General features: G+C 41.9%; 10 protein-coding genes. 6 read left to right on the top strand and 4 right to left on the bottom strand.

Annotated elements, in window-relative coordinates:
• Positions 1 to 143: 143 nt before the first annotated feature.
• Positions 144 to 2,828, top strand: a complete 2,685-nt coding sequence (locus AC5590_RS07030) for a two-partner secretion domain-containing protein (protein ID WP_169263465.1) — start codon at positions 144 to 146, stop codon at positions 2,826 to 2,828.
• A gap of 3 nt (positions 2,829 to 2,831) precedes the next feature.
• Here AC5590_RS07030 and AC5590_RS07025 read toward each other — a convergent pair whose 3' ends face one another.
• The 4 genes from AC5590_RS07025 to AC5590_RS07010 form a co-directional block, all read right to left on the bottom strand.
• Positions 2,832 to 3,629: a DUF928 domain-containing protein gene (locus AC5590_RS07025; protein ID WP_169263464.1), complete on the bottom strand. Its 798-nt coding sequence runs from the start codon at positions 3,627 to 3,629 to the stop codon at positions 2,832 to 2,834.
• A 69-nt stretch (positions 3,630 to 3,698) separates the two neighbouring features.
• A complete protein-coding gene (locus AC5590_RS07020; RefSeq protein WP_169263463.1) occupies positions 3,699 to 6,179 on the bottom strand; it encodes a CHASE2 domain-containing protein in 2,481 nt (826 codons plus the stop codon).
• Between the two features lie 20 nt (positions 6,180 to 6,199).
• Complete coding sequence (locus AC5590_RS07015) at positions 6,200 to 7,429, bottom strand: DUF1822 family protein (RefSeq protein ID WP_169263462.1); 1,230 nt, start codon at positions 7,427 to 7,429, stop codon at positions 6,200 to 6,202.
• Positions 7,430 to 7,448: 19 nt separating this feature from the next.
• Complete coding sequence (locus AC5590_RS07010) at positions 7,449 to 9,110, bottom strand: sigma factor-like helix-turn-helix DNA-binding protein (RefSeq protein WP_169263461.1); 1,662 nt, start codon at positions 9,108 to 9,110, stop codon at positions 7,449 to 7,451.
• Positions 9,111 to 11,111: 2,001 nt separating this feature from the next.
• Here AC5590_RS07010 and AC5590_RS07005 point away from each other — a divergent pair.
• The 5 genes from AC5590_RS07005 to AC5590_RS06985 all read left to right on the top strand — a co-directional run bounded on the left by AC5590_RS07005 (position 11,112) and on the right by AC5590_RS06985 (position 15,409).
• The gene (locus AC5590_RS07005) at positions 11,112 to 11,300 is read left to right on the top strand and encodes a coproporphyrinogen III oxidase (protein ID WP_169263460.1); all 189 of its coding nucleotides are present in this window, start codon (positions 11,112 to 11,114) and stop codon (positions 11,298 to 11,300) included.
• Between the two features lie 8 nt (positions 11,301 to 11,308).
• Positions 11,309 to 11,620: a hypothetical protein gene (locus tag AC5590_RS07000; RefSeq protein WP_169263459.1), complete on the top strand. Its 312-nt coding sequence runs from the start codon at positions 11,309 to 11,311 to the stop codon at positions 11,618 to 11,620.
• A gap of 248 nt (positions 11,621 to 11,868) precedes the next feature.
• The gene (locus AC5590_RS06995) at positions 11,869 to 12,492 is read left to right on the top strand and encodes an L-2-amino-thiazoline-4-carboxylic acid hydrolase (RefSeq protein WP_169263458.1); all 624 of its coding nucleotides are present in this window, start codon (positions 11,869 to 11,871) and stop codon (positions 12,490 to 12,492) included.
• Between the two features lie 76 nt (positions 12,493 to 12,568).
• On the top strand, positions 12,569 to 14,014 hold the full coding sequence (locus AC5590_RS06990) for an FAD-binding protein (protein ID WP_169263457.1): 1,446 nt from the start codon (positions 12,569 to 12,571) through the stop codon (positions 14,012 to 14,014).
• 108 nt (positions 14,015 to 14,122) lie between these two features.
• Positions 14,123 to 15,409, top strand: coding sequence for a glutamyl-tRNA reductase (locus AC5590_RS06985; protein ID WP_169263456.1), 1,287 nt, complete (start codon positions 14,123 to 14,125; stop codon positions 15,407 to 15,409).
• Positions 15,410 to 15,678 lie beyond the last annotated feature (269 nt).

The raw sequence follows: 15,678 nt of genomic DNA, 5'->3' as shown, positions 1-15,678 counted from the left end.
AGAAATAGCCGATTTTGTGTAAAATTTGTACGCTTGAACAGAAAATTAGGCAGAGGTGACTTTCACGACCAGTAGATGTGACTGATTTGATACTGGTGCAGCGTAACCGTTGAAGAGCAACTGCTGTTTTCTTGGGGGGTGCAATGTTGGAGATAAGTACTCGTTGGGGCGCTTTGTTAGGGATTGCGATCGCCCAAGGGACACTGGCTTTGCCAATCGCTGGTGTGTTTTCTTTGTTTGGAGATTGTGCAGTAGCTCAAGTTATTCCTGATGGCACTTTGCCTAATAACTCCAGTGTCCAAACAGAGAGAAGCAGCTTCAATATCACTGGAGGAACGCAAGCGGGAAGCAACTTGTTTCACAGCTTTAGGGAGTTTTCTGTTCCTACTGGCGGTACTGCTTTTTTTAAGAATAGTACGGATATTCAGAATATCATTAGTCGGGTAACGGGTGGGGCGGTATCTAATATTGATGGGTTGATTCGTGCGTTGGGTACAGCTAATCTATTTCTGATTAATCAGTCGGGGATTATTTTTGGTCAGAATGCGCGGTTGGATATTGGCGGTTCGTTTGTGGCGACTACAGCTAGTGCAATTCAATTTGGCAATCAAGGTTTTTTCAGCGCAACGAATCCGAATACTCCTGAGCTGTTGACGATTAATCCTTCTGCGTTTCTATTTAACCAAATTCGTGCCGCATCTATCCAAAATAACTCAATAGCTGACTCCGGCTTCAATCCATCTTCTGAGTTTACAGCAACGGGTTTGCGCGTACCAGATGGCAAGAGTTTGCTGTTGGTAGGTGGTGATATCAATATGGATGGTGGAGGATTATTTGCTTTTGGTGGGCCAGTGGAGTTAGGTGGATTAGCAAATGCGGGAACAATTGGGTTGAATGGAAATGGTAATAATCTGAGTTTGAGTTTTCCCGATAATGTAGAAAGAAGCGATGTTTTTCTGAGCAATGGCGCTCTTGTAAATGTTCGTGCTGGCAATGGTGGAAGTATCGCAGTTAATGCCCGGAATTTAAAGATGACAGCCAAGAGTTCCCTCTTAGCAGGCATAGAGAGTAGACTGGGTTCTAATAATAGTAAGGCGGGAAATATTGAAGTTAATGCTACTGCAGCAATAAACCTTAACAATAAGAGTGAAATTTCTAATCAGGTGCTAGCACAAGCAAATGGACAGGGAGGCAATGTCAATATCAATGCTAGCACATTACAAGTTTCGGGTGGAGCACAAGTGGGTGTTGCGACATTTGGTGTGGGCAAAGGAGGAAATTTGAGGGTTGATGCCCAAGACGTGCAACTGATTGGTACAAGCTCTGATGGTTTTCTCAGTGGCTTGTTTGCTTCAGCAGAGCCAAACTCAACAGGGGATGCGGGAGACTTGACGATGAAAACTAATACCTTGCTAGTGCGAGATGGGGCAGTGGTTAATGGTGGTACATTTGGTTCAGGCAAGGGGGGAAATTTGACGGTCGATGCCTCTGATGTGCAACTGATTGGTGAAAGCGCTGATCGTCAGTTTTCCAGTGGCTTGTTTGCTTCAGCAAACCTAAACTCAACAGGGGATGCGGGAGACTTAACGATGAAAACTAATACCTTGCTAGTGCGAGATGGAGCACAGATGGGTGCTGGTACATTTGGTTCAGGCAAGGGGGGAAATTTGACGGTCGATGCCTCTAATGTGCAATTGATTGGTGAAAGCGCTGATAATCGGGTTTCCAGTAGCTTGTTTGCTTCAGCTGGACCAGACTCAACAGGGAATGCGGGAGATTTGACAATCAAAACTAATACCTTGCTAGTGCGAGATGAAGCACAAGTGACTGCGGGTACATTTGGTTCTGGAAAGGGGGGAAATTTGACGGTCGATGCTTTTGATGTGCAACTGATTGGTAGAAGCGCCGATGGTCAGTTTCGCAGTGGCTTGTTTGCTTCTGCACAGCCAAATTCAACAGGGGATGCGGGAGATTTGACAATCAAAACTAATACCTTGCTAGTGCTAGATGGAGCAGGAGTAAACGTGCAGAGTCTCGGGACAGGAACCGCAGGCAACATGACATTAAATGCTCGCTCTATCCGTTTAGACAAGAACGCCTTACTCACCGCCAACACACGCAGCGCTAAAATTGACCTCAATAGGGAACAGGCGACAATTAACATTAACTCACAATATTTAATAATGAGCCGCAATAGCAACATCAGAACCAACGCAACAGGTGAAAACGTCATCGGCGGCAACATTAATATTGACACTGATTTCCTCATTGGTTTTAAAAATAGTGACATCAGCGCCAACTCTGCTAACTTTCTTGGCGGAAATGTGCGAATCAATGCGACTGGTATCTTTGGTACACAATTTCGGGATGCACCTACTTCCAATAGTGACATCACCGCCACTGGGGGAAGTCCTGAGCTAAGTGGCACCGTGCAAATTAACACACCTAATATTGACCCCAACAGTGGCTTAGTCAACTTGCCATCAGTACCAGTTGACACCAAGGTAGCCCAAACCTGCACTGAGGGCAACCCTATAGTTAAGAGCCAATTTACTATCACCGGACGCGGTGGCTTGCCCCCCAACCCCGGCGAAGTCCTCAACACTGATGCAGTTCAAGTAGACTTAATTACTCTCAATACCAGCAGTGATAACCGCAAGAGTCCAACTGTTCCCAACAAAACAACAACCACCGTACCAAAACCCATTATAGAAGCTACTGGTTGGATAATAAACGAAAAAGGAGAAGTCGTCCTCATAGCAAATTCTCCCACCACTCCCCGTAGTCCTTGGTATAACCAGCCAGATTGCACAGCAAATCAGCACTGAACTTCACTGCTGATTTTCCAACTTACAGCAGTCCACTTTTGGTTCAGTTGTCATATCATTCAAACCAACAGCTTGCAACAACCTCGCCCAAGAACTCTCTTGCGGATTACTGCGACGCAGTTCACTAGCAGTACTCAGCGCCTCATACCAAATACCATTAGCAGCATAAAGGTTTACCTGCTGGCTTGGTGTCGCTTTTTCCAATTGAGTTTTTAAAGCGGAGTTCAGTTGCTCCCGTTTTACATATCCTTCAACATTAGCAATAATTTGATTATCCTTATTACAGTAAATGTTGAAATACCAGCGATATCGTTTACCAATCTGCAGAGGTGCTGCTTTTGATGGCAAACTCAGGTTAATTACTCCTGGTGTCCCCATCAAAGAAGTCTTGTAAATAGTCTGATTTTGTGCTTCATCTTCTAGCACAAATTCTGCATAAGCAAAGGACGACGAATAAGGAACATAAAACCAGAAACTAGGATGCTCAGCAACTGTTGCTGCATAAACCAACTCTGATTTTGAATAAACGGGTACTAAAGCTGTGAGACGCTTTTGAGAAACAGAAGCCAGGGGCTTATTCATGTTCTCTCCACAGCCACGGCTACCAGCTTCTGTTCGCTTACCTGGTTCCCCGATATCTGGTGGTGGAGGCGGCGCAGCGAAAATCAATGATTGGTTGAATTGTCCTTTGGGTTTTAATGTTGGGCTTTGTCCAAGAAGGGAGTTAACAGGCTGTGCCCGCACTTGTATACAGCTAAGGAGTGTTAAACTGATGGCGAGGGAAAGTTGGATCTTTTGCATAAACAATTTTCTTATACTTATCAACTTGTAGAAAATTTTTCTACTTCAACTTGTAGAAATCGATTGTTGCTAACTTTGTGGTGAATTGAGGTAAATTACCACAATGCTGCTAGTCACTATTAAAACTAAGGCTGACGGGACCAGGGGAACCCAAACACTAGAGCAAAACAAAATTAAACAAAGAAAGTATAAGACGCCTATTGCGCCTCCACCCGCCAGAATGAGATGTCGTCCCGAGCGTTCGCGCGAAGCGATCGCACCTCCAACAACCGACCAACCCCAAACCCATAACATTTCGCCCCAAAAAGGTAAAATGAATAACAAAGGTCGTCCATCTTTTACTGCACTCACAATTTGACTCACCATCTGTGCTTGCAGAATGACCCCTGGTATTTCCTGATAAAAACCCTGCCCAGTCATGTAAGGGGTAGAAACATAATCACGGAAACTTTGGGCAGTGGTACCAATGAGGACAATTCGGTCTTTGACTTGTTCAGGGTTGACTTTACTCCTAAGAACATCTGTAAGCGTTACTGTGGGAGCAATTTCCAAAGGAGAACCTTGGTAAGAGCGGTAATTGAGCAATATTTGATAGCCCCCTGTATCCACTTGTTGATAGCCGCCCTTGTGTGCGTGCAACTGCTTGAAAACAACGTTACCTAATTGCAATTCCCCTGCTTTAGTATAGTTGGGATAAATACCCTCCTTCTCCAAGTAGTGGAATGCCAGTTGGGCATTAAGGGCGTAGCGTGCAGTACAAGGGGATGTTGGATCTGCTGGTTGCATTGCTAATAAATGGCGACGCACAATCTTGTCTGCGTCTTGCACAACATCACTAAATCCTTGGCGTTCTGGGGGAACCCCCTTTGGAGGTGAATTTCCCGAACGGTTTTTTGTCTTGTCGCTCACTTTGCAAATCGCAAAGAAGTTGTCATCTGTTTTTAATCGAGTCGCAAGAGTTGCTTGGTTGAGTTGTGATGGCTCATCACGATAGATATCCAAGCCAATGGCTTTTGGTTGGAGAGGTGCAAGTTTTTCCAAAAGTCGGGCTAGTGCGAGATCCGATAGAGATCCTCTTCTGTCCTTTTGCTCTGGTAGTTTCAAATCATCTTCAGTGACAGTGACTATCAACAGGCGCGAATCTTGTTTTTCCTGTCGACGCGATCGCATAAAATGGTCAAAAGCCTGTAACTCCCATGCTTGTAGTATCCCCAGCCAGCGCACTCCCATCAAGAAGCTTGTGACTATAAAACTCATTATCAAAACTGTTTTGAAATTGAGTTTGGATTGGCGATGCTGCTTTGGAGACGCACTCTCCGGGCGATAGCGTATCTCCTGCAAAGATGCTTTGCGTTGGCGCAGCCTGTGCTTTGCACTGAGCGTGCTTCTTTGGGGCTGCTCTTTTGTAGCATTGTCCTTAGTTTTTTGTCGCAACTCTTTCCAAGTTGGGGATGCAAGAGCAGGATTTTGAAAAATCACAGGTAACCAGCTAGCACCAGGAAATTCAGTTTCCAAACCCTGCAACTGTTCCCGTGCTTCCCGCACTGCTAAATAAAACGACTTACCATCAGCAAACCCCTTAAGAAAGCGCTTCAAAAACTCTTGCGCCACTTTATCTGGAACTGGTTCCCGCATGACAATCATTTGGGGAATATGCAAATCATCCAACTGCTGTGCTAACCCCAAGCCATCACAAGAGTTAAAAATTGCCAACTGCAACCCGCGTTCTATCGCTTTTTTAAGGGCATTTTTTAACTGCCCAATCGCTAAGCTTTCGGTAGGATTTATATGTATAAAACCTGTTTCACCATCAGTCTTACTAGAACTATGCCCAGCAAAAAATAAAATATCCCATCCTTGATTATCCCAAAGCTGTTCATCAATTTCTGAGCGTTTTGGCTCTACCAAAAATACCGTTGATGCATCTGATGACAACTTCTCCAAAAACTTTTTATCAGCATCAGTATCAATTCCCGTGCTATTCCCCAGAATTGCCAAAATTCTCACTTTCAGTTCTGAACTGACTACCTGATTTTGTGACTCAAACTCAATAGGACTTAAAGCGACTTCTGCCAAACGATAATCTTCAAAAAAGCGCCAAATATGCCAGGGCAGTTTTCTTAAATAGGTGTCTTCGGTTTGAATAATAAATCGAATTTCGTCTGACTTGGATAATTTCGTTCTCAGTTGTAATTCTATCTGTCGAAAATCCGAAGAATCTAACCAATTATTAAGGCTTTTTTGTAATTTTTTACAGATTTCATCAAATTCAGCATCAGAAACGTGAGTGATATCACATTCATCAATTTTAATGTCTGAATCCATGAATTCTTCATGACGTAAACCTATATTTATAGAGCGAGCCGAATAGATTAAATCATAGAGCAATTGCCAACGACGATAGAGATCAATAAGATTTGGAGCCGCAGGTAAACTACCTTGAAATTGACTTGTTTTGGAATTGAACTCTGACTGTAACTGAACAGTCACAAAGTGAAAGCCCTCTTGTAGAGTACCCCTTCCCAAGTTTAAGATAACTAACTTACTCATTTTTATAATCGCGCAAGTTGTTAAACCACAAAATCTTCCGTAATGTTAAAATTATCGATAGCTACTTGGATTTTGAATGTTTTTCCTTTCGGGCATGTAAATCGTTTCAGTTGAATTAAGTTATCTTGAGTTCGTGATTGAAATTCCTGGAGAGTTGCTCCAGAGGAAGAAAGTAAAGCAAGTTTGATATTAGGTGGCAGGTAAGTCTGTCCATGAGATGGATGTAACTGAACGCGGATACCCACTTTTTGCTCATTCTCTTGTGTCAAACCAACCAACAGTGCAACAGAATGATTGCCTAATTGTATTCCCAAATCAATCAACTTGACTCCCTCAACAGACACACCTCCAGCAGCAAGTTCACGTTGTCTAAAAGCAAAAGCTAAATTTTCTGATTCTGTATTTAGGATTGTATTAAGAGACTGCCAACCGGTTTCAAAAATATTTTGAAACCAATTGCTCAAATTGTTAACTGATGCCGTGTTTTTAGCAATAGCCAAGCCACCTATTCGCCGATGATACAACTGAGTACGCCATTCGTCATTATCCAGCAGTGCTGCCCATTGCTCAAACGGTACATCAACTCGTAAACGGGGAAAATAAATAGATGAATTACCTAACAGTTGCAACAATTTTTGTGCCTCAGCTTCAGATACAGTAAACAATTCTGGGATTTCCTCTTGTACAGGTAGTCCCAATGTCATCAGCATCACGGAGAGATTTTTTGTTAAATTTTTTGCTGCTAATACGTAGGTGCGCTCATTAGCGTTATATCTGCCAAAATTCTTAAGTAAGCGATGAGTGGTAAAACCGAGGACTCCCAAAAAACACTCATCCTCATTTGCCTCTAGATTAACTTGCACCGCTAAGTAATAATCACCTGCAAAAGAAGGAATGTCTACCCACTCTTGGGGTACGCACAACTCTTCTAAATCTATTGTTTCACTGGGAATTAGCACTATTCGCTTCTCACCTAGTGTAATTGCTGCAGCATTTAGCACTTCCCAAATACTGGGTAAGCTATCCTCACTTGGGAAAATTGAGGGTTTAGCTACAGACTCTTCTGCCAACCACTCTGTAAGCCAGTTAAAGAAAATATACAATGAAAGATGATTAAGATAAGCGTTGTAGCGTGCAAGCGTATTAGAATGGCTCTGAGCTTGCTCCCAGGCTTTCTTTTTGTCTGTCGATGAAATATTTAACCATAATTGATTACTAGAAGCTATTTTTAACTCATTAAAAGAAAACATCACTACAACCTCATTACTCTCACGAATTCCAATTTTTTAATACTTCTTCTAATACCGTATTAATTGTTGGGATCTCTGTTATTTTATCTCGTATCATACCCAATTTTTCACAAGCTGATTGAAAAACGCTTTTAGTTCTCTTTGTCAACCAAACTTGCAAATATTTATTAATCATGGTATCAATACTATTGATTAAAGCCGCCTCTAATTTAGCTTTTGTTTTCCGCAGTATGTTCATAATTTCTGGTAGGGCTATGCCAAGCTGCGTAGCAATTTCTTGTTCATCCAGTTTTTGTCCATAGGTAAGTCGCAATAGCTCTTGCTCTTGTGGTTCAAGTTTCTTTATCGCCTCAACCAAAGCAACATGAATCAAATCTGAATAGATAGGGGCTTGGTAATTACGATTTAACCATACTGCAACATATTGAGAAACCCACTCAGGAGGTTTACTTAATCCATATAAAGTTTTCAGTAATTTGATTTCAATCGTCTTCAGGCGATGAGCAATTGCTCCCTGAGTGACTTTAAATCTATTTGCTATCTGTTTTTGATTTAGCCCAAAACCATAGTAAAGGAGTATGATTTCCTTTTGTTCTATTTTCAAATAAAGCAACTGCTCTTGTAAAGCTGGCTCAGTTCGCTTTTCTATTATTCCTTTATTTTCTCGTGAATCTTCGACTTCTTCTGAAGTCAGGAAATCTTGTTCGAAAATTTCTAGAGATTGATTAGATTCAACTTGACGACCAGTTTCTTTGAGTGCTTCCAAAGAAAAGCGTGGTGTGATTGATTTGGGGTAATTTTGTAATGCAGCAATGCAAATTTCCATACTTGTTTTAAGTTGTTCGCCTGTAATATTTCCACCTACAGCCACTTCATGAGATGCACAAGGGAGTAATATCTGTGCATTGTAGTAATTAGCTGATTCTGCAAAATCTACACTATCGGGTTCTTGCCACTTCTGTCCTGTTATTTTAGCAGGATTTTGAATTTTGTTCATCTGATAAATTTGTTTAAAATATTTCCGAGCTATGAGAAACCTAGAAATTTCCGGTTCATACCTTCCAGATCTAGCAAGTGCTTCTTTCAGTTCTTTATCGCTCTTTTTATGCAACAGCCGCCACTTAGAGAACTTAGCAACTGAATCTTTAATATTTTTTATCAAGACGCCTGTCACATAAGTATCGAGAGAAGAATCGTTTGAGTTATATTTAGCTAATATTTGTCTAAACTTGGTCGTTTCATAAATAAAACATCTAGAAAGAAATATATATTCTTCCCAAGATTTAGATGTGTCATCTTTCCATACCGTTACAGCAGCCCTGTAGCAACTTTCCTCACAGTAAGCTGTCAGGTATTCCCAAGCTTTTTGTACTCGTTTTTCTGGCTCCCAATCTTCCTTTTGTGGTCTGTCATTGAAAGCCATATCTATCCAGAACTGCACTAACCCCCTGCCGTTATCATCCTGGTTAACTAACGATGCAAACTTATAGTGTCTGCTTTTGTATAACTCAATATTGCAATGCATTTGAGGTTCTGTTTTCCATTTAATTGTTGAGTAACCCTTATTATTCTCCACAGTCATATACATAGAAAATTTCTCAATCGAATTTTGACGGCTGGGCAGTTTGGGTATGCTGGTAATAATTTTGGTAAACATTCTGACCTCTTCTTTAACAGCCAAAGGGGAGTATTTCTACAAAAGATATAAGTGTAAAAACTTCGTTTCCGTATAGTAGCGGTCAGGATGGATTTGTTCTAGAGCAAGAAATCGGGATAATTGTGTAATATTTCTGACAAAGTAGTCAAGTTCTTTCAGGGAGATATGTCTGGTCTGGCACTTAAGCGTAAATAAATGCCCAGCCGTCAAACCTAGATCCTGTGTTCCAACCCGTTAACTTAACACACCGCTGGGCATTTATTTTGATAGAGTCGATGCCCTTGTTACCAAGGGACACCTCTCCTTCAGAACCGGACGTGCAGCTTTGACCGCATCCGGCTCCTAGCATTGTATGGAAAGGATTTTCACCTGATATCCACTCAAGCGAGTGTAGGGTTTACATCTTTTCAGAACTTGTTCATTACTGAACTTTTCTTACTTAGGTTACTTGTATCTAGGTTTTCTCTATCGTCATCAATAAGCGTGCCTTACTACCCGCCTTGGGCTTTCTTAACCGTTCGACGCTTTCCAATCGCCTTTACCACCGGGGAGTTATCGGAAACGCAGGCTTTCACCTGCTTTGGTCGGTTTTACTTGCCTGTACGCAGTTAATGGTATCTTCGCTACTCAATAAGAGTGCGTCTAAGCATCATCTTGTCGATGTACAATGATTCTGCGATGCTGTGGGCAGTTTCATTCCCACATCCTACCCGTACCTTTGTGTTAAACGGTTAATCATGCCGCTCCACTAGCTCTCTTGGGAACCCTCCCATCTCAATCTTCACTCAGGTGGACTGAGTAGGCTAGAAGTTAGATACGTTTTTCCTCGTTCCGATTGATAGATTGTTGAGCCACTGCGTTGGGCGGGTTTCCCGACTTGTAGCATGTGGCGTTGTGCCGATTTAGGTTTCTCCAATTCGCCCACTAGCTTCTCAGGACAGCATCTTTTTCCATAAGAAAGAATGCGAGAATATTGCTAGTGTACAGGGTAGGCTGTAGCTTGTGCTAACATCGGTTTCCCTGATAGGCAGTAGGACGCTTTTTTCGGAGATTTGCGTAAGCTAACCATGTCGGCTCCCTATTAGCGCAAAGCTCGCCGGGGGGATACTCCCCCCGGCAGACTTTGCGCCAGTGTGACCTCAACCGAGGAAGTCTCTGATTGCGCCCTGTTACCAGCTTCGCTTTGGTGATTAACCTCTACGTGGTCAGATAAGGAGTCACGTTGTCCTTCACGGATGGGATTTTCACCCATATCCATCAATCAGTTATGAGATTTTCAAGGTTCTAACTTGATATTCTCACCTAGAGCTATGTATTTACTCTAGAACGAGTCGCACTATGGATCTTCCTCTGGGGGTATGACTTTGTAAAGACAGTACATTAGTGATATTGCTATTGGGTTAGGGATGGCATGTAACTTGTTGGGCATAGTGACCATGAAGTAGTTTGTATCAAGTGTGCTACTTAATTATTGGTATTGCTTGAGGCGTTTTATGAGGGGTTATCTGTAGCGACCCACTTGCCAGAAACGCCCTGAAGAGCGAACAAGCTAATTTTTGACCCCAATTAAGGGTCTTGTCAACTTTTGATCATATCCCTCTTGTGTCACTCTCCGAAAAGTTTTATCATTTCTGAATGATAGAGTTCTTATACAGTAGGCGATAGCAGATTTTTTTAGGAATAGAAATATTTGAAAGCATGGAACTTGCCAAAATTAGATGAGTAAATGCTGTATTGCCTGGTATACCTTGTGTTCAGAAAGTATTAATAATAGAAAAAACTGGAAAGTGACAGAAGAGGGATATCATTCAGGCAGGGGTCTTTCTGCCTGTTTCAGCCGAAAGCAAAAAATTTTTCAAAAAAAATACAGACACCCTCATATTTCCTCAAAGCTGTTCCCAATATAATTAACAGCAAAGAAATTTTTTGAATACTATGAGGAAATTCTGCTGACATTATAAGACCATCTGCCCTGATGGTACACACATTATTAGCAACTCATATGCTCTGCTAATGAGCAATTAGATGGCAAGAAGTTTATCGAACAGACCTAGACTCATGGGCATTCGCTTCGGATTGGCAAGCGGCATCGTGAACACGCAAAGTGTCCTCAATTGTATGCCTAAAGAAGCTTTTTGGAACTATAAAGACCAACCCGCCCCTGATAGCCAAGAGGCATTGCTTCTAGACGTGCTGAGAAATTTTTGGGAGTAAGTGTAAAGATGTTCAAGAGTTTATTTGACAAACAACTGACGGCCAAAATCTCTCAAAACTCAATAGCTAATCAAAAGGGTGAAATACCTGTTGAAAAATTGCTGACAGGTTATCTGCTGAATATTCGCAAAGGATTCCGCAGGAATAAACACTCTAAAGTTTCCAAGTTCAGAAAAGAAAGCACAAAATTGTTTAAGTTCACTCGTGTGAATTATTTCTGTATAAGTCTGCAGCAGGAAATTGATACTGTATTAACGTGCTCTTTGGCTAGCAAATATATTGCTCTGGCAATCATTCTGCTATACTTATTTGCTGATTGATAAATTTAAGGGTGACATTTTATAATTTTATGGAGAGCATAACAAATCAACAAAGTTAGTTGCAATTAAACTAGAAGCGGAGAATACACTATAACTTAAGGAATGTACTCTCCGCCTTGCAAATAATCAAATAGCAATGTTTTTTTAGAAAAATGTTGGGAAAATCAACAGACAGAGCCGTCTCAAGTGCTATAAGCTATCTCGACTTTTCAGGTCATTTTAATTCATTGCAATACAGAGGATTAAACATGGACAATATCGTAGGTATTGGAGACATTCAAATGGCTGACGTGATGAAAATGGATTCATCGAAAGCCTTAAGTATGTTTAGAAATCGATTTGCAGCCTTCAAAAAGCTGGCTGATGAAATTGGAGAGGATGCAGCTTATCAAAAGATGATGGAAGCCTATCCCAAACAGCAGAAGGCGTTTATGGGGGCTTTTATTGATAACACCACCTTAGCTAAAGGCTTCACCGACGCAATTCCTATCTTTCGGTTGATGGGCTTCACGATGGAAGTAGTAGATATTTCCCAAAATGGGAAAGATGCTGTATTGGAAATTCAACGGGTTTGTCCAGTTCTCTCCCTAGCCAAAGAGTATGGTCTTGAGAGCCCTTGCCGTGTAATCTGCGAGATGGAGCAAGATGCCACAGTAAAAGCATTTCCCGGCACTAAAGCTGCAATTATTAGCAGACAATCCCAAGGCGACTGTGTCTGTCTGTTTAAGTATGAAAGACCAGCTAAGATGGCTACGCTTGAAAGGCAAAAAACGCAAAGCCTAATTTCTCGCACGTTCGATCTGATTCGACTGGCTCCAAAAATTATCCTGATTGGTATTAACTTACTTAAAAGCCGCCTTTCCAAACCCTAGTAAAGTTAGATTTCCCAACTTTAATAGCCAAGGTAGTGAGTGGCAAGGTTTATAAAACTAGAGGAAAATTTTTTCCATGAATAGCATTATTTCAGATATCAAATGTATAGTCGAAGGTGAAGTTACCAACACGCCAGAAATCTTAGGTGACGTTTCTCAAGATTTTGGTCGCATCATTCAAAAACAGCCTCAGCTTGTTGTCCGCCCTCAAAATTCCGCTGATGTTGTTCAGGTTGTTAAGTATGCTCTAGAACAAGGGTTAACGATTTCTCCAAGAGCTGGGGGCAACTCATTGGGTGGTCAATGTTTGAACCAAGACGGAATTGTTTTGGACATGAGAAACTTCAATCAAATTCATGAAATTCAGAAGGAAATGCTGTGGTTCCAAGCTGATACAGGTGTAACCTGGAGGGAGGTAATTGTTAGCTCATTACCTCATGGTTTAATCCCTCCATCTCTTACCAACTACATTGACGCGACACTAGGAGGAACTCATTCAGCTGGCGGTTTAGGTAATTCATCCTTTCGTTACGGAACTCAAGCTGACAATTGTCTGGGTTTAGAAGTTGTTACAGGAACAGGTGAACTTGTCTGGTGTACACCAGAAGAGAATAGCGAACTCTTTTATCATGTCCTTTGTGGTTATGGTCAGTTCGGAATTATCACTCAGGTGCGTCATCGTCTCAGACGTTACCGTCCTTCCACACGCACTTATTTTCTTCTGTACGATAACTTAGATGCTTTCTTGAATGATAAGCAGGTTCTCACACAACAAGGACGTATTGATTATCTTTTATCTGTTCCCAACTCCTGCTTGGAATTATTCTCTAAAGCCGTGCGGAAACCTCTTATGCAATGGTTCTACCTGTTGCAGGTAACGGTAGAGGCGGATTCTACAAACAGCATCAATGACGAAGAAGTTCTTTCTGGATTGAATTTTTATCGTCATATCCATACACAAGACCTTAATTTCGATGAGTTTGTCATCCCCGCACTAAAAGTAGGTGCTCCTTCAAATACTGTCCACCCCTGGATAGATTTACTCATTCCAGGCTCTAAAGCAAAAACTTACATTCAGACGGTTCTAGAGCGCTTGCCTTCTATTTTGGACTGTGGAAATACGCTTATAGGCTCCTTTTGTCTGTTCCAGCATACGACCAATATGCCCATGTTCCGGGTTCCTGATGAAGACTTCATCGTCGGCCTGGGAATTTATCCAATCATTCCAAAGTCCCAGCTTCAACCTGTCTTGGCAGAGTTAGAGTCGCTTACTGAGTTAGGTTTAAAAATGGGTGCAAAACGATACTTGACTGGTTGGGTGAAATTTGATCTCCAACAATGGCGGGTCCAGTTTGGCGATTACTGGTCTACTGTTAATGAAATTAAAAGGAAATACGACCCTCAAGCGATACTTAACCCTGGCTTTTTACAGTACGAACGGGTTGCACATCCACATGAAATATATAAACAGCAAACCCATCTCACCGAAGACGCGATCGCTAAATCTCGCAGCGTAGCATAAGTAACTTCTCAATGATGCTCGTTTAAGACAAGTTCTCAACCACCGCAAACATCAACCAAATTAGTATTACGTCTAACTCACAAAAGGGCAAACTTCTAGGGAGGATACATGAATATTGCAGTCGTAGGTCTTAGCCACAAGACTGCTCCAGTCGAAATTCGTGAAAAACTGAGCATTCCAGAGGCTCAAATTGAAAAAGCGATCATGCACTTGTGTAGCTATGCCCACATTGAAGAAGCTGTTATTCTTAGCACCTGCAACCGTTTAGAGATTTATGTTGTCGTCAAAGCGGCAGAGCAGGCAACTCAAGAGGTAACTCAGTTTCTCTGTGAACACAGTAATTTGCCTTTCCACGACCTATATCAGCACCTATTTATTCTGCTGCAGCAAGATGCTGTTCGGCATCTGATGCAGGTTGCTTGTGGTCTAAATAGCTTAGTGATAGGGGAAGGACAGATTCTGGCTCAGGTTAAACACGCCCACAAATTAGGTCTACCTCATAATGGTATCAGACGTATCCTTAGTCAGTTGTTCAAGCAAGCCATTACGGCTGCAAAGCGGGTGAGAACCCAGACTGCAATTGGTACAGGTGCTGTCTCGATTAGCTCTGCAGCTGTAGAGCTAGCCCAAGTCAAGGTACAGAATTTATCGAACTGCCGAGTCACAATCGTGGGCGCTGGCAACATGGCCCGACGGTTGGTGCAACATCTATTGGCGAAAAGAGTAACCCGGATTTCAATTGTAAATCGTTCTGTTGAGCGAGCTAAGGAATTGGCAAGTGAGTTCAGTAATACTCAAATAGAATGTTATCCACTTGCTGAAATGATGCCAATAGTTGCAGCTTCGGACTTAATCTTTACTAGTACTGCCTCTACAGTTCCCCTGCTGGATCGAAGCAATTTGGAAGCTGTTTTAGAACAGCATCAACGACTGATTCTGTTTGATATATCAGTTCCTCGTAACGTTGATGCAGATGTCAATGAGCTAGCTCACGTTCAAGTATTCAATGTGGATGATTTAAAGACAGTCGTTGCTCAAAATCAAGAAAGTCGTCGGCAAATAGCAATAGAGGCGCAAGCACTTATAGAAGAAGAGTTAAAAACATTTTGTGTCTGGCACCGCTCACAAGAAGCCGTTTCCACTATTAGCTGTTTACGGGAAAAAGTGGAAAAAATTCGCGAGCAAGAGTTAGAAAAAACTCTGTCTCGTCTAGGGTCTGACTTTGGCAAAAAACATCAAGAAGCTATCGAAGCCCTAACTCGAGGGATTGTCAACAAAATTCTCCACGAACCAATGGTGCAACTGCGAACGCAGCAAGATATAGAAGCCCAACGTCTTGTTGTCCAGACTCTTCAAATGTTGTTTAATCTCACATCTTGCACCAATAAATATTGATGTTGTTTTGACACACAGTAAAAACCCTAAAATCCTTATTTTACCTATAAAAGTCAAGAAAAAGACTGTAGCTTTATTGCACTGTTTTTGACTAAACCCAGGGTTATACGGAAAAAGCTTTATTGCACTGTTTTTGACTAAACCCAGGGTTATACGGAAAGGTGCAAGATCTGAGCCTCTGACTAGCGGCAACGATGCCAGCAAAATATGAAAGAAACACCTTTTTCACGCCCTTCGGGTTCGCCAGTCGCCTACGGAGGGAAACCCTC

Source organism: Brasilonema octagenarum UFV-OR1 (assembly GCF_963888615.1).
Taxonomy (GTDB): Bacteria; Cyanobacteriota; Cyanobacteriia; order Cyanobacteriales; family Nostocaceae; genus Brasilonema; species Brasilonema sennae.
The sequence above is the reverse complement of the archived record's forward strand: the minus strand, read 5'-3'. Positions and strand labels throughout refer to the sequence as shown.